The sequence below is a fragment of the Acholeplasma equifetale ATCC 29724 genome, assembly GCF_000687735.1.
Taxonomy (GTDB): Bacteria; Bacillota_I; Bacilli_A; order Acholeplasmatales; family Acholeplasmataceae; genus Acholeplasma; species Acholeplasma equifetale.
Genome location: NZ_JHXL01000001.1, coordinates 88920 through 113104 on the forward strand (window position 1 = coordinate 88920; position 24185 = coordinate 113104).

A 24185-nucleotide genomic window follows, 5' to 3' on the forward strand; every position below is an offset into this window, starting at 1 on the left:
AACTACAATTTTGTAGTTTTATTTTCTTTTATAACTATAAATATCTTATAATAGATATGTATCTTTTTATTCGGAGGTTTTCATGGAAAATGTATACATCATTGCATCTAAACGTAGTCCAATTGGATCGTTTTTAGGAACTTTAAAAGATCTTCCATTAGTAGATTATGCTGCACATGTATTAAAAGAAACAATTCAAAGTAAGAATATTAATTCAAAAGATATTGACGAAGTTATTGTTGGACAAGTTTTGAGTGCTAATCACGGCCAAGGTGTTTCACGTCAAATTGCACTTAAAGCGGGATTAGATGAATCAATTCCAACATTTTCAGTAAACATGGTTTGCGGATCTGGTATGTTAAGTATCATTCAAGGTTATTTAGCTATTAGAGAAAAAGATGCAAACTTAGTTGTTGCAGGTGGTATTGAGTCTATGAGTCAGTCCCCTTTTTATATTGATTCTAACATTCGTAGCGGTGTTAAATTTAATAATTTTGAATTAAAAGATGGCATTATTAAAGATGGATTAATAGATGCTTTTACAGAAGAACACATGGGCGTTATTGCTGAAAAGGTTGTTGATCATCTTTTAGTTACCAGAGAAGAATCTGATCTATTTGCATATCAAAGTCACATGAAAGCCTCAGAGGCTTTAAATTTAGGATTATTTAAAGATGAAATTGTTCCAATTGAAATAAAAACTAAAAATCAAGTTAAGATTTTTGAAAACGATGAACATATTCGTCCAGAAACTTCTTTAGAAAAGTTAGCACAATTAAAACCTATATTTAAATCAAACGGTATAATTACAGCTGGTAACGCTTCAGGTATGAACGATGGTGCTAGTTTTGTCATACTTGCAAGTGAATCATATGTTAAAAAACATCAAATAAAACCACTTGCAAAAATAATTTCATACGCAAAAGTTGGTGTTAGTCCACAAAATTATGGATTAGGAATTGTCCCTGCTGTTAATAAAATACTAAAAAATACAAATCTAACTCTTGATGAAATTGATACGATTGAATTAAATGAAGCATTTTCTATTCAAGTTTTAAGCGTTGTTAAAAAATTATCAAAAGAATTAAACATTGATGAAAATAAAATTTTAAATAAAATTAATCCACTTGGTGGTGCGATTGCTTTAGGACATCCTATTGGTATGAGTGGGAATCGTATTGTTGTTACACAAATACATCATATGCTAAGAAATAAACTTCGTTATGGTTTATCAAGTTTATGTATTGGTGGAGGTTTAGGAATCGCATTACTTATTGAAAATGCATCAATTTAAAAGAGGTGACATTATGCAACAACATGTTAAATTAAATGATTTACTAGAACTAGATATAAAAAGAATGGGTATTAATGGTGAAGGCATTGGCTATTATGAAAGATTAGCTATTTTTGTTGATCATGCATTACCTGGTGAAAAGGTATTAGTTCGTATTAAAGAAGTTTATCCTAATCGTGCTGTTGCTGAATTAATTAAAGTAATTAACGAATCTAAAGACCGTATTGACCCGTTTTGTCCAGTATATGATGTTTGTGGAGGTTGTCAAACACAACATTTTAATTACGAGGCAATGTTAGAACAAAAAAAAGACATTTTAATGAAGTCCCTTGATCGCTATTTGGGAAACTATTCAAAATCTATTATTAGAGATACAATTGGGATGGATTTTCCAATGCATTATAGAAATAAAGCATCATTACCATTTAAAAAAATAGATGGTAAAAATCATTTTGGAATGTATGAAAGAGGAAGTAACTATTTTGTTCCAATTGAAGATTGTGGTATACAACATCCAACAATCAATGAAATTTTTAAAACATTAACTTACCTGATGGATAAATACCATATAGATAGTTACGATTTTTATACTCAAATGGGTTATTTAACACATGGTGTTGTTAGAATTTCAGAAAATTTAGAAGAAATTCAAGTGTCATTAATTACTGTTAAAGAATTACCATCAATGGATAATTTTATACAAGAACTTATTGAATATCACCCAATGGTTAAAAGTGTTTATGAAGTTGTTCAACCAGATATTAAACGACAAACATTTTTAAATGAAAATTCAAACCTATTATATGGAAAAGAATCAATTAATGAAAATTTAGGCGGTTATGAATTTACATTAAAACCTGAAGCATTTTTCCAACTTAATACTTATCAAGCACATCATTTTTATGAGGCTATGAAAACTTTAGCAAAATTATCAAAAAATGATGTCGTTATCGATGCTTATGCAGGTATTGCACCTATAAGTCATTATATTCATTCTTACTGTAAAAAAGTTTATGCAATAGAAATTAATGAAGAATCAGCATTAGCTGCTAAAGCATCTTTAATAAAAAATAATATTCATAATGTTGAAGTTATCGAAGGTGATTTCAAAGATGTTTTAAAGGAAAGATTTTTAAATAAACATATCGATGTGATATTATTTGATCCACCACGTATTGGCTTAGGAAAAGAAACAATCGATGTGATTAAACTTAAAAAACCAAGTCGAATTGTTTATGGGTCATGTAATCCTTCAACACTAGCTAAAGATTTAAATGAATTGATTGATATTTATGAAATTAAGGAAATTATACCATTTGATATGTTTCCTTATACAAGTTTAGTTGAAAGTGTGACGCTTTTAGAACTTAAAAAAATTAATTGAACCAAAAAGAAAGCGTGTAGTTTATGATTAATCATCAAATAAAAATAAATGATTTAATAGAAGTTGAAATAAAAAAAATTGGAATTAACGGTGAAGGTATTGGATATTATAATAGATTAACTGTTTTTGTTGATCATGCCCTTCCAGGAGAAACTGTTATCGTAAGGGTTAAAGAAATTTATCCTAATAGAATTGTAGGAGATATTGAAAAAATCAAGAATCAAAGTCCAGATAGATTAGAAGTACTATATCCTGAGTATGATGCATGTGGTGCATATAGCATGCAACATATGACGTATAAAAGATCATTAACATTAAAACGAGATATTATTGTTAATGCTTTAAATCACTATGTTAAAGAAAAAATTAATTATAAAAAAATCAAACCAATGATTGGTATGAAAGAACCTTTTGGTTATCGTAATAAAGTTTCTTTACCTATAAGAAGAATTAACGGTAAAAATAAATTTGGATTATACGCCGAAAAAAGCAATGAATTTATACCAGTTAATGATTCACCAGTTCAAAATCCAATAATCAATAAAATTATTCAATATTTGGAAACTATCCTTGATGAATATCATTTTGATGCGTATATTTCTAAAACAAAGCAAGGATTTATTAAAAGCGTTGTTGTAAGAAGAGCACATTATTCAGGTGAAACACAAATTTCTTTTTTACTCATGAGAAAATTTGATAAAGTAAAAGAAGTTGTTGAAAAATTGGTAAATAAGTTTCCTGAAGTTGTTTCAGTTTATGTGTTTTATACAAATAAGTATAAAGAACAAGTTTTCTTTTCAAAACAATTTGAACTTATTTATGGAAAATTAACAATCACTGAAAAATTAAATAATCAATTTTATCATTTGTATCCTGAAGCTTTTTTCCAATTAAATACTGAGATGGCTGATATTTTTTATAAAAAAATGAAATCTTTAGCTCAACTTAAAAAAGATGATATTGTTGTTGATGCATATGCAGGAATTGCTCCTGTAAGTCATTATGTTTATGATGCATGTCAAAAAGTATATGCTATTGAAATTGAAGAAAAATCAGTTAAAAGCGCCAAAGAATCGCTTAAACGAAATCGAATTTTCAATGTCGAAGTAATTCAAAATGATTTTAGTATAGCTTTAAAAAATTTAAAAAATATAAAAATTGATGTTATGTTTTTTGATCCTCCTAGAACAGGTTTAGGATTAGAAACTATAAACCAAGTTATTAAGTATTTACCTAAAAAAATAGTGTATGGATCATGTAATCCGTCCACACTTGCTAAAGATATAGCTGAACTCGTTAAGTATTATAATGTCGTAGAAATACAACCTTTGGATATGTTTCCATACACGCCATTAGTTGAAAGTGTGACATTATTAGAACTCAAAAAATAGAAAAGGGATTTTATGCAATATAAAACATTCATCGTAGATTATGATGGTACATTTTATCGAAGCGAAAAAGAATTATATGAAAATATGGATTTAGTCAAAAAATTAAGACAACAAGGCCATCAATTTATGATTGCTACTGGTCGTGGGCATGATAGTTTTGCAAGAGAAATGGCTAAGCATCAATTTGAATATGACTATTTAATTTTATGTAGTGGTGCTTTAATCTTAAATAAAAATAATGAAAGACTACATCATTTTTCAATGAGTCATCATAATTCAGAGAAATTAAACCAAATAATAAAAACATATAATGATAATTTAGTTAGTGAACGATATATTTATTTAGATTTTGTTGATCAATATTATTTGCCTAATGAACCGTTGTTAAAGGTCGCATATACATTTCAAAAACAAGATAAAAACCTAACATTAAAAAAAGTTTTAGAAGAAGAATTTAAAGATGTTTTTAATGTATATTATATTGCTGGAACAACACATGATTATATTGAAATTATAGCTAAAAACATTCATAAAGGGATTGCTATTATGTATTTAAGGGATTTAGGTCTATTGAACAATGAGATTTTTGTGTTAGGTGATTCGGAAAATGATTTGGAAATGATAGATATGTTTGACGGTTATTTAGTTTCTAATCATCAAGTTCAAAGTAAAAAATCATATAAAATTATTGAATCTTTTGAAGAATTAATAAAAGTAAATGTTGGTAAAATATAAAATATTTTATGGTATAGCACTAATTTCATTGTAAAAGTTGGCTTAATCATATAAAATATAAATTAGTAACTTTGTAGAACGAAAGGAAAATTGAATATGTACGTCATTGTAAGGACTATGAAAGTCAAAAAAGGCTACGAACAAGAAATTCTTGAACGTTTTCTTAAACCTGGTCTGATTGAAAACTTTAAAGGTTTTGTAAAATCAGAATTATATGTTGATCGCATAAATCGTGAATACGATCTTTTTAAGCAACATATTTATTGGGAAGATAAGAAAGCGTTTTTTGCTTGGGAAGGCTCTCCTGAACATATTGCTATGCACAAGGATAAGAATCACTCACACAATCAAAAACCTGAATATATTTTAGAATCTTCTAGAGAGGCATATTATTTAATTGCATCAAAATGAATAAAAAACGAATAATTAGCATCATTATGTTAATCATTTTAATGATTTTGTCACTTGGCATAGATGCTAGAGAAGATGTCAACTTAATCACGATTTTACAAGGTAATCCAGAGGCATTAGAAATTCTTTTTATATCTAGAATTCCTAGAACAATAACCATTTTACTCACAGCTAGTGCATTATCTGTTGCAGGATTAATTATGCAAGCAATTGGAAGAAATAAATTTGTCGCACCTTCCATAGCTGGTACTACACAAGCAGCAGCATTAGGTATTTTACTAACAAGTTTACTAATCCCAGGAACACCAATATGGGGTAAATTTTTATTTTCATTTAGCTTATCGATGTTAGCTACTTTTTTCTTTTTATATTTTTTAAATAAAATACAGTTTAAAAATGAAATATATATACCACTTATTGGTCTTATGTTCGGATCACTAATTGGTGCTTTAACGACATTGATAGCTCAAATGACGAACACTTTACAAGTCTTAAATGCTATTGGTGTTGGGAGTTTTACAAATAAAACAATTGGAACATATGAGATAATTTTGTTAATAGTACCAGCATTGATTTTTGCATTTATGTATGTTACAAAATTTAGTATTGTTTCAATGGGAAAAGATTTTAGTCAAAATTTAGGTGTCAAATATAATAAAGTTTTAACGATTGGACTATTAATTGTTTCATTAATTTCTGCAAGCACATATATTGTTGTTGGACCATTACCATTTTTAGGTTTAATTATTCCAAATATTGTTTCAATCTATTATGGAGATAATCTTAAAAAGAACATTTGGGATATTGCAATATTTGGTTCAATTTTTGTATTCATTTGTGACCTTTTAGCTCGTACACTTATTTTCATTTTTACAGGAATGCGTTATGAGTTAAGTGTTGGATTCATTATGGGAATTATTGGATCGATTATATTTTTATGGTTAATATTTAGGAGGGTTAAACATGCGTAATAAGAATTTCCTCCTAATTATAATTAGTATTGTTTCCGTAATTACTTATTTATCCATATTTTTAGTTTCACAATGGCAAGTTATTCAATATAGCTTATCAGATCCAAATCGAGCACCATATGTTTTTCAAATGATTGGACAAATTGTATTAAGAAGAACGATGCATATAGTTGCGTTCTTAATAGTTGGTGTTATCATTTCTTTTACAACTTTAATTTTTCAAACACTTACACAAAATAAAATATTAACACCATCTTTACTCGGATTTGAAAGTATTTATGCAGTCACTCAAACAACAATTGTATTTTTTATGGGAAGTATTTCGCCATTATTAATTAACTTACAATTAAACTTTATGGTTAGTGTTTTATTGATGATGGGTGTAACTTTACTTATGTATCAATTTGTTTTAAAGAAGAATAAAAATAACATCATCTTACTTTTACTTATTGGTATGGTTTTATCAACGTTAGCCCAAAATTATGCGTCTTTTTTACAAGTTTTAATGCATCCTGAAGAGTTTCAAACAGTAGCAAGTTTAACTTCTGTTTCGATTACAAATATTGAGGTTAATTTAATATTTTGGGTTTTACCTATTGTTGTGATAAGTATGATTTATTTATATCGAAAGCATTATACATATGATGTCATGCAGCTTGGAGAAGTTTATGCAAAAAATTTAGGAATTAATTATTCAAAAGAAACATATACTTCATTAATATTTGTTTCATTATTAACAGCCATTTCAACTGCTCTTGTAGGACCATTATCATTTTTAGGATTATTAAGTGTTAATTTAGCAAGAGAGTTTACTAAAAAGTATCAGCATAAACATTTATTTTTCACGTCATCGATAATTTCAATAATCTTTTTAGCATTAGGACAATCCATCATTGAGTTGACCGGATTTGTTACAACAGTAACAACTTTTATTTCAATTGTTGGTGGAAGCTATATGATTTACCTAATTGTAAAGGAGCATAAAATATGATTAAACTAGAAAATGTCAACCAAAGTTATGGCCATAAAGATATTTTAAAAAATATTAATATTACCATTCCTGAAAATAAAATTACAGCAATTATTGGTCCTAATGGTGCGGGGAAAACAACATTATTTAATGTAATTTCACGTTTAGTTCCAATTAAAAGTGGTGTTATTGAAATAGATGATGTCAATGTATTAACTAATAAAGAAGACTTAAGTAAAACAATAGCTGTTTTAAAACAATCTAATAATTTTAATTTAAAACTTACAAGTGAAGAGCTTATTGCATTTGGTCGATATCCGCACACTAAAGGACGATTAAGCAAAGCATGTAAAGAAAAGATTGAAGAAGTTATTAAATATTTAAAATTAGATAGTATTAGACATCAGTACATTGATACATTATCAGGTGGTCAGTTACAACGCGTCATGCTTGCTATGATTTTGGTTCAAGATACAAAATATATTTTATTAGATGAACCACTTAATAATTTAGATATGAAATATGCTGTAGAAATGATGTTATTGTTACAAAAGTTAGTTGAAGAATTAGGGAAAACAATTATTGTTGTGATGCATGACATTAACATTGCTGCAACATTTTGCGATTATGTTATTGCGATAAAAGACGGTAGAGTTCAATTCGAAGGTAATATGGATGATTTAATGCATGTTGAAGTTTTAAACGAAATTTACGATCATCAATTTTGTATTCGAGAAGTTGATGGTAAAAAATTCTGCGTTTATCATAATATATTAGATGCACAAATAAAAAATTCAAAAGAAGGGATATTGTAGAATGAGAAAGATATTTTTAACATTACTTACATTGAATTTAATATTTTTAGCTGCTTGTTCATTTGATTTTCAAAATGGCGATTTTGAAAAAGTCTCAATTACACATCAAGTTAGTAAAAAAATTGGTGAGGATAAAGACGGAAAAATTATTTATGAACGAGTTAATGTAACTGAAACATTTAAGGTAAATCCAAAAGTTGTTGCAGTATTTACATTAGAAGTTGCAGATATCTTTTTACAAACTGATTTAGAAAATTATGATTTTTCATTATTAGGTATTGCAAAAAGTAATTTACCACCAGTATTAGATGAATTTAAAAAAGATAAATACCCAAATATTGGTACATTGTTTGAACCTAATTATGATACATTAGATTTAATGTTGCCTGATTTAATTATTATTGGTGGACGTAGTGCAAGTCTATATGAAACATTAAAAGAAAAGTATCCAATGGCGGATATTCTAGATGTTTCAAATACAAATTACTCATTTTCTATTCAAAAAGAGGTATTTCATAATATTGGACTTATTTTCCCAAATGCAAAAGATATATTAAATCAAAAAATCCTTGAGTTTGAAGAAAAAATTCTTGAAATCAATTTAAAAGCAAACGGATTAAATACATTATTTGTTTCAATTAATGAAGGTCAATTATCTGTTTTTGGATTAAACTCAAGATATCATACTGTTTTTAGTGATTTTGGTTTTTCTGCAGCTGATCCAAATCAAGAAACATTTAATAGCCATGGAAATAGTGTTACTTTTGAATATATTTCAGCAGTAAATCCAGATGTCATTTTATTTATGGATAGAGGAGCTGCAATAGGAACGAGTGGTTCTATCATAGAAATTATCAATAATCCTTTAATTTTAAATACGAATGCTGGTAAAAATTCAAAAATTGTTGTTCTTGATTCATATGCATGGTATATTTTACCAGGTGGATTGAGTTCAACAGAAACAATGATTAAAGATTTAAAAAAAGTAGTTGAATAATTACAAGATGTATTTTAATTTCAAATTAAGATACATCTTTTTATTTAGTTTGCTATATAATAGTGATGAGGTTGAAAACTATGTACAAAAATTTAAATCTTCGCCTAACAGGCTTTTTTAATGAAATGAAAAATTGTCATGACATTGATATGAGTCATTTTGCAGTTATTGATAAAAATGATACGCTATTTAAGTTTGTAAAATACCCATATAGTCATGATTCATATTCAAAAACAGTATTTTCTATTACAAAATCCATTACATCTTTAGCAATTGGTATACTTTACGATGAACATAAAATATCTTTAGATGATTATGTTACTAAATATATTGATTTAAGTTCATATAAAATTAATCCAGCAGTAAACCGTATAAAGGTTAAACACTTACTTACAATGACATCAGGTTTAGAAAAAGAAAGTGTTATTGAAATGAAAAAAGAACTCGATTGGGTTAAATTGTTTTTTGAAAAAAATCAATTATTTGAACCAGGTAGTTATTATCAATACTCAAGTCTATCAACTCATATGTTAAGTGTGATTATTACTAATATTACTCAAAAAAAATTAAAGGACTTTGTCCGTGAAAAAATATTCGAACCAATGGATATTTTAAGTGACCAATGGTTTGAAACAAAAGATTATACATTTGGTGGATTTGGATTAGCGATTGCTTTTGATGATTTAATTAAAGTTGGAAAACTTATGTTAAATCAGGGCGAATTTAATGGAAAAAGAATTGTATCTAAAGAATACATAAAAATGGCTTCATCCATTCAAACTTTAAAACAAAGTTACTTTGGTTTACCAAATACAGATTATATTGGAAGAGCATATGGATTAAGTTTTCATATTATGCCAAATGGAACATATCGTATGGATGGTGCTTTTGGTCAAATCGTATATATGATCCCGAAATATGATATTGGGATTATTACGATGTCAGAAAGTATTAATTTTGAAAGAATGTTTTATTTATTCGATAAATACTTTGTGAATGAATATGATGAAAAACTCAATTTGGAAATGAATGAAGTATTAGATATATTTAACGTCAAATATGATATTAAACCAACTTATAAATTACCATTGGGTGAATATCAATTCACCAATAACACTTTAAATTTAAAGAAAATTATCATTAATGAAAAAGAAGTGCTTATTAAAGATGAGTTTGATCAAATTTCAAAATTTGAACTTAATTTTGAAAAAGATACATTTGGTGAAAGTTATTTTGTTAGAAGTTATGATTGGATGAAATTAAAACACAATCTTCAAACATATTTTATTGATGAAAATACTTTAGTATTGAAAGTAAGATATTTAGAAACACCATATATTGTGACCTATACACTTAAAAATGAGAATAATGAACTTAAATTTATATTTGATGTCAATGTTAATTTTTATTATCAAAAATTTACAACAACACTTAAAAAGTAAGCCTAAATTATAGGTTTACTTTTTTATTTATCTAAAACTATAATTCTTTCATTTAAAATAACATGTTACAATAGTATTAGAAAGAGGTTGATTATATGGCATTAAAGAAGAATACACTATTAGAACAATTAGATCAATTAAGAGATCAAATTCGATTACAAGAAGCATCATTTGGTGTGAATGCTTTTGTATGTAGTGACGACGCATTAAAAGATATTGCAAAAAGAAAACCTCTTAAGCTATCTGATTTTCATGCGATTTCTGGTTTAGATGAAAAATTTATTGAAAAATATGCTCAAGATTTTTTAAATATTATTTTAAAATACTCAAATGAAACATCAAAGACTGTAAAGGTGAGCAAGAAAGCATATCAAGTTTTATATCGTTATAAAGATCGATTAAGTGATTTAAGTAAAAACAATCGAAATCTTTACTTGGGAAGAGTTGATCAAACACACACTTTTGATTTATCAATGATTGAAAATTATGAGGAAATTTTACCATTTTTATGGAATAAACGAACTAAGCAATTAAAAATTGTAACAAAAGATCAAAAACATGTTGACTATCTTGTTAAATTATATCGAGAGGTTAATAAACAGTTTAAAGAAACTGGTATCTATCAACTTTATATTAATTATTTATTTGTTGAAGGTTATATAGCAAAAGAAAAATTCTTGATTAAAGCACCTTTAATCTACATTCCTGTAATTCTAGAGAGAACTTTAAAAACATTTACGATTAAAAAGGATTTGGATAAAGATATTTTATTAAATAGGGATTTACTTTTATATACATCGAAATTAGGCAAATCAACGATTGATCAAGATCTACCAACGATAGAAGAACTCAATGAATCTATTATCAATAGTATGATTATTCCTTTTTATCAAAAACATGGTCTACCAATTACACAAGTTAAATCATTTGAAGTTAAATCGTTTGAATCAATGACAAAAGATGAATACATGCATATTATTGATAAAAAAGCTTTTCACATTAAACCATTTATAACACTTTCTAATATTGGTATTTTTTCATCAAGTATTCAAAAAGATATGGAAGAAATCTTAAAAAATCAAAAGTATAATGATTTATTAGAAGGATTGATTGATGAAAAAGATTTATTTGAAAAAGACCAAGTGACGCAATTTAAAATTTCGAATGATAATGTTGATGAAGAAAATTTAATGTATATTAATGACTTAAACTATTCACAAGAAAAAGTTATTGAGCTTTTAGATAAATATCAAAAATTAGTTATTTGGGGACCGCCTGGAACAGGAAAAAGTCAAACAATTACATCACTTATCGCTAAAAGCATATTAAGAGGTGATAATGTATTAGTTATTTCAGAAAAGAAAGTTGCTTTAGATGTCATCTACTCACGTTTAAAGAATGCAAGTAAATATGCAATGAAAATTGATGATCATCAAAATAAAAACGATTTTTATGAAAATTTAAAACAGTTTATTAATCCATTACCACCTGTTAGAACATTAAATAATGACCAATATGAACTTGATCGAAAAATTGATAAACGTTTAGATGAATTAGACAAAGTAATTGATTTATTATTTAAAAATAATGGTCAAACATCACTTGATGATTTATATGTTAATTATTTGCAAGATCGAGAAATTCAAGATGATTTAACACCAACTTTAGTTTTTAATTTGTATATGAAATATTTTAAAATATTCAAATACAATGAATTAAAATTTATTGAAAGTGAACTTGTTAAAGAGCAAACCTTTAAACAATTTGTAAAATATCAGTCTAATTTAACTAAATATCCAATATTAAAAAATTATCAAGTCAATTTATCAAGAAGTGACAAAAAAGAATACCTTTCATTTTTAGAAGATTTAAAAGAAAAGGTAAATCAAAAACTTTCATTCCTTAAAAAAAGAAAATTAATTAAAAACAATATCGAGACTTTAAAACAATTTAAACTTCTTAAAAAGAACAGTTATAAACAATTATCTAAAGCTTTAGTAAGAGACCAAGAATTTATAATATATTTATACGAAACGGTAAATAATTTTAATGTAATCCAGCAAAAATTTGAAGAACTTAAAAATAGTGTAAAAACATTTATTAAGATGATTGTCGATGAGAATGCCTTATTAAGTATTAAAAATCAAGAAAAGAAACTTTCTTATTTATTTAAAGCAATTTATACAGGTTATATTGAAAATCAATTAAGTATGCATCAAAAAACAATTAATACAGTAGAAAATTATCATGATATGATGCAGGAACTAAAAAGCCTTATGGATGAGAAACGTAACTTAAGTTATGAGTCATTTGAAATGGCTTTATATAAAAACGCACTTAATTTAAATAATACAAAACGAATTATGGATATTAAACGTATTCTTGATAGTCAACAAAGACCAAGCATTAAGGCATTTATGGAAATATTTGAAGTAGAGATGTTAAATCATATTCGTCTATGGATGATGACGCCTGAAGTATTATCTGGAATTATGCCACTTAGAGCAGGAATGTTTGATGTTGTTATATTTGATGAGGCAAGTCAAATGTATGTTGAAAAAGGGATACCTGCAATTTATAGAGCTAAAAAAGTTGTAATAGCAGGAGATCCTAAACAATTAAGACCATCAAGTCTTGGAAGTGGTAGAATTTTTGAAGAAGATGAGCTGTTCGAAGAAGAAACAATGAAAGATGTTTCGTTTGATGCGAAAAGTTTATTAGATTTAGCAAGGTTTAAATATCATGAAACGTTATTAAATTATCATTACCGATCACAATTTGAAGAATTGATTTTATTTTCTAATCATGCGTTTTATGATGGTAATTTAATTGTTTCACCTAACCGATTAATCAAACATGATAAAGCGATTGAATATGTTTATGTACCGAATGGCAAGTTTATACAAAAGAAAAACTTAAATGAAGCAAAAAAAGTTGTTGATATTGTAAAAATAATTCTTAAAAATAGAAAAAATAATGAAAGTATCGGAATTATCACATTTAATAGTTCACAAAGAGATTTAATTCATAATTTAATTGATAAAGAAACATATACTAAAGGACAATATCAAGAATTATTTCAAAAAGAACTTATAAGAAAAGACGATGATGAAGACAAAAGTCTATTCATAAAAAATATTGAAAATGTTCAAGGTGATGAAAGAGATATTATTATATTTTCAATGGGCTATGGCAAAGATGAATCCAATAGAGTATATAGACGTTTTGGATGGCTTAATCAAGAAGGTGGAGAAAACCGCTTGAATGTTGCTATTACAAGAGCCAAAAAGAAAATATATTTTGTGTCAAGTTTATACCCTGAAGAATTTGAAGTAGATGACTTAATGAATCGCGGACCAAAATTATTAAAAGATTTTATGCGATACTGCTACTTTATTTCAAATCAAAATTATCAAATGGCTCAAAGCATCTTAAATGAATTACATGAAAAAGAATTAAATACTCAAAAAGTATTAAAACATCAATTAGCCACTGACTTGAAACAAAGATTAGAACGAAATGGATTGGAAGTCGATGAAAATATAGGTATTGGACAATATCGTATTGACTTAGCTATAAAAAATAATGATCAAACAAGTTATGATTTAGCTATACTTACTCATATGAGCCCAAATGCTATAGCAAGAAAAGATTTTCTACATCAAGAAAAATTCTTAGAAAGTAGAGGATGGAAGGTTTATCGTGTATTTTCAACGACTTATTATGAAAATCCAAGTAAAATAGTAAGAGAAATAAAAAATCATTTAAGGAGATAATTTGTGGGGTATATAACGTCTTTTGAACAATATGTTGAACATACGATTAAAGATGAAATAAATAAAACAAAATATGTTGAATTTGTGAATTGGATAAAGAATAATTTTCCGTTAACATTAGAAATTCGATGGAACCAACCAATGTTTACAAAAGATCAAACGTTTATTATTTCTGTCACAGCAGCAAAAAACCATATGTCTGTTGCACCAGAAAAATATACATTAGATTATTTTAGAAAATCCATTCAAGAAAGTCGATATAAAGACTCAAGTCATTTATTTCAAATACAATTTAAACAAGAAATTAATTATGATTTACTAAAAAGAATAATTGATTTTCAAATTGAGGATAAAAAAAATTATAAAAAATTTTGGAGAGAATCATGATATCAACTGGACTATTAATTTATTTAAGTGCATGGTTTTTATTATCACTTTTTACATTCTTTTTATATGGAAATGATAAGAAACGTTCTATAAAAAATAAATATAGAATTCAAGAAAAAACACTTTTACTTGCAAGTTTTCTTTTGGGTTCTCTTGGAGGATTATTAGGTTTATATGCATTAAGACATAAAACAAAGCATTGGTATTTTGTAGTTGTCAATTGGTTGTCACTCTTTCTTCATATAGGCGTTGCTTATTTCATTTTTAAACAGACAATGTAAATATATACATAAACAATATTTGTTATTTTGAAATAAATTTAGTAAAATAGGATTATAAAGGTATATTAGGAGGATAAAATGTTCGATTTTGATAATATTTCAAGTTGGGGAACTGAATGGATTATTATTGGTGGTGTTGCTGCTTTAATTGTGTTAATTTTATTATTTGTTATCTTAGGTAATAAAAAGAAAAATGTTTCAAAGCCTGTAGCACAAGAAGCTAAAGCAACTCAACCAGTTAAACCTCAAAGCGAACCAGTTGTAAAAGAACCGATAAGTGAAACTAAATCTGAATCTAAAAAGATCAAAGAAGAAAGTGTTTCTTTAGATGATGAAATTGACGATGACGAAGAAGATGAAGCGGATGAGCAACCTTTAAAGGATGAACCAAAGAAGGAAAACTCTAAATCTCAGGCTCAGAAATATCATGTTTCTCAAAACAAAGATGAAGATTCTGAACATTTTGGTAAATGGCGTGTAAGAAAGTCTGGAAGTAAAAAAACAATTAAGTATTTTAATACACAAAAAGAAGCAATTGAATTTGCACAAGAATTAGCTAAAAACCAAGATGCATCAATTGTTATTCACAAACGTGATGGTACAATTCGTAAACAAGATTATAGTAAAAAATAATATATTTTATATTTGATTAAAATTTAAAACCCTTATACAAGGGTTTTGTTTTTTTTATGCTAAAATGGAATTAACTATAGAGGTGAATTATGGAAAAAATCAATTTAAAAAGATTAATTCGTTTAGGAGATATATTAAATCAATTTGATAAACATCATTTATTTCAAGTTTTAAAGTTAAAGGGAACATCTGCTATACAAATGCTTTTTTTCAATCGCAATCAAAATATTAAACCATTTTTAGAATTTGATTTTCATGTAACTGGGATTGCTGAAAATTTAAATGAATTAAGAAAAAGAATGATTGAAGATTTGCCACATTTATTAACTCAAAAAAACTTTGAATTATTAGTTAAAGAATCAAAAATCACTACAACTTTTGATAATTATAAAGTTAAAGATTTATTAACAAATGAGGTTTATGAAATTCATATTGATTATTTAAATCGCGAACATATATTGAAACCAGAATTTTATGCGAGAAAAGATGATTTTTTTGAAGATTTACATATGCACAGTTTATCATTATTAGAAAACTATGGTATTTTTATTGTTGATTATTTATTAGGCAAAACAGATATGAATGCTATTAAGTTTTTAATTGATGAAAACAAGATTTTGCCTCAGCAATACCCTTTTTTAAGAAAAATAGTATTATTTTATTTAGTTTTAGAAGGTTATTTAGATTATGAGCCTACAATTAAACAAGAAGATTCTTATCAAATACTATTAGATGCATTATTCGAATATAATGAAAAAGAGATAAGTTTTATCGAAGGATTAAAAGTTTTAGAAGTGAGAACTAAAGATTTATTTCCAGGAATGATTGGAGAAAAATTATCTAAACATCCTAAATTATTGTGGAGGATAAAAAATAAGGAATGGAAAAATGCGTAAATTAACTTTTGGTATAACTACATTTTTAGAAAGCGGCGTTGATAAAGATTCTGGAATGATTTCCCATGACCAAAGAATTAATCACGCAATTGAAGAAATTGTTTTAGCTGATCAAGTAGGATTAAATTTTTATGGTATTGGAGAACATCATCGAATAGATTATGCAGCATCAAATCCTGAAATTATTTTAGCTGCAGCCTCTAAGTTAACTAAAAATATACATTTAGGAAGTGCTGTGACTGTTTTATCAAGTGAAGATCCAGTAAGAGTTTATGAATCTTTTGCAACACTAGATATATTATCAGATGGTCGTGCAGAAATTATGGCTGGAAGAGGGTCTTTTATTGAGTCATTTCCATTATTTGGCTATGTTTTGAAAGATTATGATCAATTATTTACAGACAAACTTAACATGTTACTTGAGATAAGAAAAAATGAAAAAGTATTTTGGTCTGGTACAGAGCATACACAAAGGCTTGATGGATTAAGTATATATCCTAGAAGTATCCAGAAACCTTTAAAGGTTAGTATAGCTGTTGGTGGAACGCCTAATTCAGTTATTCGTGCTGGTAAATTAGGTTTGCCTATTGTTTTTGCGATTATTGGTGGTGAACCAATACGTTTTAAACCATTAATCGATTTATATAAATATCATTACCAAGAAGCGGGACATGACATAAATAAAATGGAAATTGGTGTTCATTCACATGGTATTATTACTGATGGGGATGAAAAAGAATTCAAAGATCGCTATTTTAAAAGCCATCAAGCAAGTTTTTCAAAGATTGGTGAAGAAAGAGGATGGTCAAGAGTAAGTAAAGAGCGTTTTTTAGCATCAATTGAATACGGACCACTTTATGTTGGAAATGTTGATTTTGTTGCTAAAAAGATTGCTAAAACAATCAAAGAATTAGGTATTAATCGTTTCTTATTACATACACCTGGTAGTTACATGCCACATGAAGATGTCATGAAGAGTATTAAATTATATGGTCTAGAAGTAGTTCCTAAAGTGAAGGATTTATTAAAAAAGTAAGAGGTCTTATTTATGTCATTGTATATTTTTATGATCACCATTGTTTTAATGATGGTTTCTTTAATTAAGTTTCCAAAACTACATATATTTAAAAAAACCATTCAAACGCATTGGTTAATTATTATTACCAGTGCTTTTTTTACGGTTATTTTTGGTGTAGTTCATATAGATGATTTATTAAAATTAATGTTTTCTGATTCATCGATGAATCCGGTTAAGTTAGTTATATTATTTATTTTTTTAACAATTATTTCTATATTCTTAGACGAAGTTGGATTATTTAAGTTTTTAAGTTATAAAGTGATTGATTGGTTCAAAGATAGTCAAATTAAAATATTTATAGCAGTATATTTCTTAACTGGTATTTTAACAGTTTTTACAAGTAATGATGTTGTCATACTTACATTAACACCATTTGTTATATATTTTTCTAAACATGTTAAAATCAATCCTATACCATATTTATTTAGTATATTAACAGCTTCAAATACCTTTAGTATTATATTAATTATTGGTAACCCAACAAATATTTACATTGCATCCACTCTAAATGTTGATTTCTTTGAATATTTAAAAGTTATGTTCTTACCTGGATTAGTTGCAGGATTTATGGGCTTTTTTATGAACTTTTTTGTTTTTAGAAAGCTCTTAAAACAACCGATGGAAAAGGTTGATGGTGCAGTTAAATTATTAGAACCTAAATTAGTCATTGTTTCATCAATTATTCTTTTAATGACAATTGTTTTAATGAGTATTTCCAATTTTATTAAATTAGAAATGTGGTTAATTACAATAATTATGGGTATTGTTTTAACAGTATTTGCATTTATCTATCTAAAAGTTAAAAAGTTATCTTTATCACCTTTAATTCAAACATATAAAAGAGCACCATGGAATTTTATTCCTATGGTACTTGGAATGTTTATTCTAATCGTTGGATTACTTAATGATGGTTATATTGAAATGTTAAATCAATTTTTAAGTAATTTAAATCCTGTATTTGGTTATGGACTAACATCTCATATTTTAAGTAATGCTTTAAATAATCAACCATTAAGTATATTATTTGCAGAAGCTTTAAAATCGGTTTCTGCTGATACATATATATATTCAAAAGTCTTTGCAAGCATTATAGGTACGAATACAGCGGTATTATTTACACCATTTGGAGCATTAGCTGGTTTAATGTGGTTTGATATATTAAAGGAAAATGAAGTTGATATGAATTTTAAAATTTACTTTAAATATATGATTCCAATCGGTACAGTTATTGTTATAAGTAGTTTAGCTATGTTGTATATCATGGTTTAAAAACAATATTTAACATATTTTTAGAAATAGAACTATAAATGTAAACGGTTGCATAGATTTTTATACTTTATAGTGTGTTAAAATGATAATGGCTAAAACTATTGAAAGGAATTAAAATATGCAAAATACGTTTACTTCAAAAGAAAGCTTTAAGAATGCATTTACATTAAAAACTTCTAATTTATTTAATAAAGAAGTTAATCAAACAACCGTTTATGAAAGATATGTTGTTTTAGCGACATTATTAAACGAAACTTTAAATGAAAATTATAATAAAACAAATCAATATGTTAAAGAAAACCATCTAAAGAAAACTATTTATTTTTCAATGGAATTTTTAATGGGAAGATTAATTACTTCAAACCTTATGAATGCTGGTTATGCTTCAGTTGTAAAAGAAGCATTTGATGATTTTGGGTTTAATTTAAATGAAGTTGAATTAGCAGAAACTGATGCAGGATTAGGGAATGGTGGTTTAGGTCGATTAGCTGCTTGTTTCTTAGATTCAGCAGCAAGTTTAGGATTACCATTCTATGGGAATTCAATTCGTTATCAAAAGGGATTCTTTGTTCAAAAAATTGAAAACAATAAACAAGTTGAATATCCTGATCCATGGTTAGATAAAGAATTCATATGGGAAGAAAAAAGAGAAGATGAATCTATTGATATTCCTTATTTTGGTGAATTAAATGGTATTCAATTAGTCAATCCAACTTGGGTTAAAGCTGTACCATATAATGTAAAAGTTGTTGGTGCCAACAACAATGTGGTTACACATTTAAGATTATGGAGTACGGAACCATCTAAAAAACAATTAGTACAAGATGAGAAATATTTAAAGATGGTATCAAAGATTTCTGAATCATTATACCCGGATGATTCAACTGATGAGGGTAAAATCTTAAGATTACAACAACAATATTTATTCTCTTCTGCAGGAATTCAAGATGCTATTCGTGAACACAAAGCATTAGGTAGAGATTTAAAAGATTTACCAAAATACTATACATTCCAAATTAATGACACGCACCCAACTTTAATCATTCCTGAACTTATGCGTATCCTCATTGATGAAGAGTATATGGGTTATGATGAAGCTTGGAGTATAGTCACTCAAGTTGCTGCATATACAAATCATACAATCTTAGCAGAAGCGTTAGAAAAATGGAATATTGAGTTATTTAAACGACTATTACCAAGAATATATCAAATAGTTGAAGAAATGGATCGTCGTTTTAGACTGTTCTTAAAAGGTAAAAATCTTTCACAAGATAAAATTAATCATATGGCTTTAATTGGTTCACATGATGTTCGTATGGCTCATATTTGTATTTATGGATCATTTTCTGTAAATGGAGTTGCTGCATTACACACAAATATATTAAAAGAAATTGAATTAAATGATTTCTACCAAATCTATCCTGAGAAATTTAACAATAAAACTAACGGTGTTACACATCGTCGTTGGTTAATGCATATTAATCCAGAGTTGGTTAATATTCTTGATAAAACAGTTAAGGGGAATTGGAGAAAAGATTTATCAGCAATTAAAGAACTCGAAAACTTTAAAGATGATGAGTCGATTCAAAAAGAAATCAAAAATATGAAATTAGCTAAGAAACGCCAATTAATCGATGTAATTTATAAAGATACCGGTGTTAAACTAGATGAAAATGCAATTTTTGATATTCAAATTAAGCGTCTTCATGAATATAAACGTCAATCATTAAATATTTTCCATGTGATTTACTTATATTTACGATTGAAGAAAGATGCTAACTTTAGAAAGACATTCCATCCACAAAATTTTATCTTTGGTGCTAAAGCTGCTCCATCTTATGTAATGGCTAAATATATTATTGAGATTATTAATAGAACAGCTCAAATTATCAATAATGATCCAGAAACTAAAGACTTATTAAAAGTTGTTTTCGTTCAAAACTATAATGTTACATATGCTGAATATTTATTCCCAGCAGCAGATTTATCTGAACAAATTTCAACAGCTTCTAAAGAAGCTTCAGGAACTGGCAACATGAAATTCATGCTAAACGGTGCTATTACTATTGGAACTATGGATGGTGCAAATGTTGAAATTGTTGATTATGCTGGTATCGAAAATGAAATTATCTTTGGTTTATCTGCTGAAGAAGTTACTCAAGCATATAAAGCAAATTCATATAATCCAAGAAAAATATTTGACAATGATAAAAGAATACAAGATGTATTCGAGTTCATTAAATCTTTAGATAAAGATGAACATTATTTTGATTTTGTATTCAATAACTTATTAAATGTTGACTATTTCTTCGTATTAGCTGATTTTGACGCTTATGTAGAAGCGCAAAGTCGTGCGAACAAATTGTATCAAGATGAAAAGACATGGTGGAGAATGTCAATTATGAATATTGCTAATGCTGGATTCTTCTCATCTGATCGTACGATCAAACAATATAACGAAGAGATTTGGCATTTAGATACTATTAAATTGTAATGATTGCTGCCATTTTGGCGGCTTTCTTTTTCGAAACAAGGTAAAATTTAATTAAAGGGGTGATTTTTTTGAGTATACAACAACATATGAACTTGTATCTTTTAGGGAAAGACTACTTAGCACATCAATTTTTAGGTTCATTTTTAAACAGAAATGAGAAAGGAGAAATTATTTCGACTACATTTAGAGTATATGCTCCAAATGCAAAAGAAGTTCGATTAATTTCAAGTTTTAATAATTATCGTGGTGAAAACCATAAAATGATTAAAATCAGCCCATATGGTTTTTTTGAAATAACAGTATCACATAATTTGGAATATGCTGTTTATAAATATGAAATCCATACTTTCAATAATGAAGTTTTATATAAATCAGATCCATTCGGACATTTTTCAGAAGTTCGACCTCAAAATGCTTCAATAGTATATGATATAGAAGGTTATCATTGGAATGATAGTGAATGGTTTAAAACTAAGAAAAAAGTTTATCAAGAACCAATGTTTATATATGAACTTCATATAGGAAGTTGGCGTAAACATGAAAATGAAGAAGTTAATTATGTGAAGATTGCAAAAGAACTTGTTCAGTATTGTCTTGAACAAGGGTTTACTCATATAGAACTTATGCCTGTATATGAATATCCTTTAGATGATTCATGGGGATATCAAGGAACTGGATTTTTTGCTCCTACATCAAGATATGGTTCACCTAAAGATTTGATGTATTTCATTGATTTATGCCATCAAAATGGTATTGGTGTCATCATGGATTTTGTTTTAGGTCATATCAATAAAGATGCGCATGGCTTATATCGTTTTGATGGTTCATACTTATATGAATTTGATGATGCTTTTTATAGAGAAAATGAAACATGGGGAACTGCAAATCTCGATTTTAATAAGGGGATAAGCAGAAGTTTTATGATGAGTGCATTGACGTTTTGGATGGATTATTTTCATGTTGATGGTTTTAGAATTGATGCTGTAAGTCATTTGATTTATCATCTTGGAAATAAAGATAATGGTGAAAATAAAGGTGCAATTAACTTTATTAAAGAACTTTCTAATCACTTATTTGCTAAAGATGATCGGATTATTTTTTCTGCAGAAGATTCAACAGATTATCCAAAAGTTACATGGCCTACTGACGTTGGTGGACTAGGATTTAACTATAAATGGAATATGGGGTATATGAATGATACTCTAAAATACTTTAAAGAAGATCCGATTTATAGAAAATTTCATCATCATAATATTACTTTTGGCTTAGTATATGCATTTAACGAACAATTCATCTTACCTTATAGTCATGATGAAGTAGTACACATGAAAGGAACCTTAGTCCAAAAGATGTTTGGTTCGTATGAACAGAAATTTAGCAATTATAAATTATTGATGACTTTAATGATAACTCATCCAGGCAAAAAACTTTTATTTATGGGACAAGAATTTGCACAAATGAGCGAATGGAATTTTAGAACACAATTAGATTGGCATTTATATCAGTATCCGATTCATGATTCATTTAATTTATATTTAAGAAATTTAATTAAAATCTATAAATCTGAAAAAGCACTTTTTCAATATGATCATCAACCAAAAGGTTTTAGATGGTTAATTGTTGACCATAAAGATAGCAGTGTTTTTTCATATGCTAGATATAGTGATGATGATATGATAATTACCGTTTTAAATATGACACCAAATTCTTATGAGTCATATGAAGTGGGTGTACCAAACTTAGGTAATTATGATGTGCTTATTGATTCAAACCAAGATATTTATTCAGGATATGATTTAAATCCTAATAAAATGTATCAAGCAGTAAAAGGTGAAAGAAATGGGGAACCCTATCATATATTACTAAAATTAGGACCACTTTCAGCAGTCGTGCTAAAATATAAAAAAAGTAGGTAGAAACCTACTTTGTTGATTTTCTTTCAATGAGTTGGACATCCATGACTTCATGAAGTGTTTCAAGTTCAATTCCGCGAATTAAACGAATAAGATTAATGAATGCTTGTTTACCAATTACGGATACTGGTTGACTAATTGTTGTTAGCGGTGGATCCATGAATTTACAGAATGGAGAGTTATCATAACCAATTAACTGTACATCATCTGGAATTCTACGACCTAATTTTTTTAAAACAGACATGACAACCATTGCAAGAGTATCTGAATAGGTAAATATGCCATCAATATGAGGATTTGTTTGTAGTATTTGCTCAATTTGCCGAGCATCTGGAGAAATTAAGTCAAAATCAAAGATTTCAGCATACATATTGTGTTTTCGAAGTTCTTTATTAAATCCCATAGTTCTTTCTATTGTTGTCATTAGGAATGAGGGACCTCTAAATACAGCTAAGTTTTTACATCCGGATTGAATCAACTTTCTTGCGGCTAATTCACCTGCTTTAACACTATCAGCAGTAATAGAAGGGATGTTTTCATCCAAAATATGATCAATTGTAATAATTGGAACTTTAAGTTGATCTAATTTAGAAGTATTTTGGAAGTTAGAAGCAATAATAATACCTTCGATATTATACTGTTCAAAAAATTTTAAATATTCAAGTTCACGTTCGGGATCATCTTGTACGTTAAAGAACATAATTTTATAGTCGTTGGCTTGAGCTTGAGCTTCTATAGATTCTAGTAATTCACCATAAAAATATGGCCCAATATGTGGCACAATCACTGCGATAATTTTAGAAGAACGATTTGTTAAACTACGAGCTAATTGATTAGGAACAAAACCTAATTCCTTAATTGTTCGTTCAATAAGCTCTTTAGTTTCTTCGTGAACATATCCTTTCTGGTTAATGACTCTAGAAACAGTGGATATTGATACGTTTGCCTTTTTAGCAACATCTTTAATTGTTGGTTTCATTTTTTCCCCCAAATACGATATTTTACGAATACATTTTACCATAATTATATATAAAAAATTGATAGAATA

20 protein-coding genes are annotated in these 24185 nt (G+C 27.3%); 19 read left to right on the forward strand and 1 reads right to left on the reverse strand.

Annotated elements, in window-relative coordinates:
• Window positions 1–82 precede the first annotated feature (82 nt).
• The 19 genes from T434_RS0100505 to glgB all read left to right on the forward strand — a co-directional run bounded on the left by T434_RS0100505 (window position 83) and on the right by glgB (window position 23140).
• A complete protein-coding gene (locus T434_RS0100505) occupies window positions 83–1294 on the forward strand; it encodes a thiolase family protein (RefSeq protein ID WP_026399445.1) in 1212 nt (403 codons plus the stop codon).
• Window positions 1281–2678: a 23S rRNA (uracil(1939)-C(5))-methyltransferase RlmD gene (gene rlmD, locus T434_RS06260; protein ID WP_245588305.1), complete on the forward strand. Its 1398-nt coding sequence runs from the start codon at window positions 1281–1283 to the stop codon at window positions 2676–2678. The genes T434_RS0100505 and rlmD (T434_RS06260) overlap by 14 nt, the downstream gene beginning before the upstream one ends.
• Window positions 2679–2701: 23 nt before the next feature.
• Window positions 2702–4069, forward strand: a complete 1368-nt coding sequence (gene rlmD / locus T434_RS0100515) for a 23S rRNA (uracil(1939)-C(5))-methyltransferase RlmD (protein ID WP_026399446.1) — start codon at window positions 2702–2704, stop codon at window positions 4067–4069.
• A 12-nt stretch (window positions 4070–4081) separates the two neighbouring features.
• Window positions 4082–4804 (forward strand): HAD-IIB family hydrolase, encoded by a 723-nt coding sequence (locus T434_RS0100520; protein ID WP_026399447.1) that lies wholly within the window; start codon window positions 4082–4084, stop codon window positions 4802–4804.
• A gap of 96 nt (window positions 4805–4900) precedes the next feature.
• Window positions 4901–5215 (forward strand): antibiotic biosynthesis monooxygenase family protein, encoded by a 315-nt coding sequence (locus T434_RS06265; RefSeq protein WP_162150554.1) that lies wholly within the window; start codon window positions 4901–4903, stop codon window positions 5213–5215.
• Window positions 5212–6186, forward strand: a complete 975-nt coding sequence (locus tag T434_RS0100530) for an ABC transporter permease (protein ID WP_035357880.1) — start codon at window positions 5212–5214, stop codon at window positions 6184–6186. The genes T434_RS06265 and T434_RS0100530 overlap by 4 nt, the downstream gene beginning before the upstream one ends.
• Entirely contained in the window at window positions 6179–7177 is a 999-nt protein-coding gene (locus T434_RS0100535) for an iron chelate uptake ABC transporter family permease subunit (RefSeq protein WP_162150555.1), read from the forward strand. Before T434_RS0100530 ends, T434_RS0100535 begins: the two co-directional genes overlap by 8 nt.
• The gene (locus T434_RS06270; RefSeq protein ID WP_051614256.1) at window positions 7174–7971 is read left to right on the forward strand and encodes an iron ABC transporter ATP-binding protein; all 798 of its coding nucleotides are present in this window, start codon (window positions 7174–7176) and stop codon (window positions 7969–7971) included. Before T434_RS0100535 ends, T434_RS06270 begins: the two co-directional genes overlap by 4 nt.
• Window position 7972: 1 nt before the next feature.
• On the forward strand, window positions 7973–8968 hold the full coding sequence (locus T434_RS0100545; RefSeq protein WP_026399450.1) for an ABC transporter substrate-binding protein: 996 nt from the start codon (window positions 7973–7975) through the stop codon (window positions 8966–8968).
• Between the two features lie 80 nt (window positions 8969–9048).
• Complete coding sequence (locus T434_RS0100550) at window positions 9049–10410, forward strand: serine hydrolase domain-containing protein (RefSeq protein WP_026399451.1); 1362 nt, start codon at window positions 9049–9051, stop codon at window positions 10408–10410.
• A 95-nt stretch (window positions 10411–10505) separates the two neighbouring features.
• On the forward strand, window positions 10506–14186 hold the full coding sequence (locus T434_RS0100555) for an AAA domain-containing protein (protein ID WP_026399452.1): 3681 nt from the start codon (window positions 10506–10508) through the stop codon (window positions 14184–14186).
• Between the two features lie 45 nt (window positions 14187–14231).
• Complete coding sequence (locus tag T434_RS0100560) at window positions 14232–14573, forward strand: iron chaperone (RefSeq protein WP_425393895.1); 342 nt, start codon at window positions 14232–14234, stop codon at window positions 14571–14573.
• Window positions 14570–14854 (forward strand): DUF1294 domain-containing protein, encoded by a 285-nt coding sequence (locus T434_RS0100565; protein WP_051614258.1) that lies wholly within the window; start codon window positions 14570–14572, stop codon window positions 14852–14854. Before T434_RS0100560 ends, T434_RS0100565 begins: the two co-directional genes overlap by 4 nt.
• A 78-nt stretch (window positions 14855–14932) precedes the next feature.
• Window positions 14933–15487 (forward strand): DUF2188 domain-containing protein, encoded by a 555-nt coding sequence (locus T434_RS07335; protein WP_051614259.1) that lies wholly within the window; start codon window positions 14933–14935, stop codon window positions 15485–15487.
• A gap of 89 nt (window positions 15488–15576) precedes the next feature.
• Window positions 15577–16383: a hypothetical protein gene (locus tag T434_RS0100575; RefSeq protein ID WP_026399455.1), complete on the forward strand. Its 807-nt coding sequence runs from the start codon at window positions 15577–15579 to the stop codon at window positions 16381–16383.
• Entirely contained in the window at window positions 16376–17419 is a 1044-nt protein-coding gene (locus T434_RS0100580) for an LLM class flavin-dependent oxidoreductase (RefSeq protein ID WP_026399456.1), read from the forward strand. The genes T434_RS0100575 and T434_RS0100580 overlap by 8 nt, the downstream gene beginning before the upstream one ends.
• Window positions 17420–17431: 12 nt before the next feature.
• Window positions 17432–18730 carry an ArsB/NhaD family transporter gene (locus tag T434_RS0100585; RefSeq protein ID WP_026399457.1) on the forward strand — a complete coding sequence of 433 codons (1299 nt, stop codon included), beginning with the start codon at window positions 17432–17434 and terminating at the stop codon, window positions 18728–18730.
• A gap of 118 nt (window positions 18731–18848) precedes the next feature.
• The gene (locus T434_RS0100590) at window positions 18849–21224 is read left to right on the forward strand and encodes a glycogen/starch/alpha-glucan phosphorylase (protein ID WP_026399458.1); all 2376 of its coding nucleotides are present in this window, start codon (window positions 18849–18851) and stop codon (window positions 21222–21224) included.
• A 68-nt stretch (window positions 21225–21292) separates the two neighbouring features.
• Window positions 21293–23140 (forward strand): 1,4-alpha-glucan branching protein GlgB, encoded by a 1848-nt coding sequence (gene glgB, locus T434_RS06280; RefSeq protein WP_245588306.1) that lies wholly within the window; start codon window positions 21293–21295, stop codon window positions 23138–23140.
• 4 nt (window positions 23141–23144) lie between these two features.
• On the opposite strand, the gene T434_RS0100600 is transcribed toward glgB, so the two are convergent.
• Window positions 23145–24116, reverse strand: a complete 972-nt coding sequence (locus tag T434_RS0100600) for a LacI family DNA-binding transcriptional regulator (protein WP_035357885.1) — start codon at window positions 24114–24116, stop codon at window positions 23145–23147.
• Window positions 24117–24185 lie beyond the last annotated feature (69 nt).

Excerpts from the sequence above, each read along its gene's own strand:
- T434_RS0100555 (WP_026399452.1), top strand. The coding sequence starts at position 10,506 with ATGGCATTAAAGAAGAATACACTATTAGAACAATTAGATCAATTAAGA.
- rlmD (WP_026399446.1), top strand. The coding sequence starts at position 2,702 with ATGATTAATCATCAAATAAAAATAAATGATTTAATAGAAGTTGAAATA.
- T434_RS0100580 (WP_026399456.1), top strand. The coding sequence starts at position 16,376 with ATGCGTAAATTAACTTTTGGTATAACTACATTTTTAGAAAGCGGCGTT.
- T434_RS0100565 (WP_051614258.1), top strand. The coding sequence starts at position 14,570 with ATGATATCAACTGGACTATTAATTTATTTAAGTGCATGGTTTTTATTA.
- T434_RS0100550 (WP_026399451.1), top strand. The coding sequence starts at position 9,049 with ATGTACAAAAATTTAAATCTTCGCCTAACAGGCTTTTTTAATGAAATG.
- T434_RS0100520 (WP_026399447.1), top strand. The coding sequence starts at position 4,082 with ATGCAATATAAAACATTCATCGTAGATTATGATGGTACATTTTATCGA.
- T434_RS0100600 (WP_035357885.1), bottom strand. The coding sequence starts at position 24,116 with ATGAAACCAACAATTAAAGATGTTGCTAAAAAGGCAAACGTATCAATA.
- T434_RS0100505 (WP_026399445.1), top strand. The coding sequence starts at position 83 with ATGGAAAATGTATACATCATTGCATCTAAACGTAGTCCAATTGGATCG.
- rlmD (WP_245588305.1), top strand. The coding sequence starts at position 1,281 with ATGCATCAATTTAAAAGAGGTGACATTATGCAACAACATGTTAAATTA.
- T434_RS0100530 (WP_035357880.1), top strand. The coding sequence starts at position 5,212 with ATGAATAAAAAACGAATAATTAGCATCATTATGTTAATCATTTTAATG.
- T434_RS0100535 (WP_162150555.1), top strand. The coding sequence starts at position 6,179 with ATGCGTAATAAGAATTTCCTCCTAATTATAATTAGTATTGTTTCCGTA.
- T434_RS0100575 (WP_026399455.1), top strand. The coding sequence starts at position 15,577 with ATGGAAAAAATCAATTTAAAAAGATTAATTCGTTTAGGAGATATATTA.
- T434_RS0100545 (WP_026399450.1), top strand. The coding sequence starts at position 7,973 with ATGAGAAAGATATTTTTAACATTACTTACATTGAATTTAATATTTTTA.
- T434_RS0100585 (WP_026399457.1), top strand. The coding sequence starts at position 17,432 with ATGTCATTGTATATTTTTATGATCACCATTGTTTTAATGATGGTTTCT.
- T434_RS06265 (WP_162150554.1), top strand. The coding sequence starts at position 4,901 with ATGTACGTCATTGTAAGGACTATGAAAGTCAAAAAAGGCTACGAACAA.
- T434_RS07335 (WP_051614259.1), top strand. The coding sequence starts at position 14,933 with ATGTTCGATTTTGATAATATTTCAAGTTGGGGAACTGAATGGATTATT.
- T434_RS06270 (WP_051614256.1), top strand. The coding sequence starts at position 7,174 with ATGATTAAACTAGAAAATGTCAACCAAAGTTATGGCCATAAAGATATT.
- T434_RS0100590 (WP_026399458.1), top strand. The coding sequence starts at position 18,849 with ATGCAAAATACGTTTACTTCAAAAGAAAGCTTTAAGAATGCATTTACA.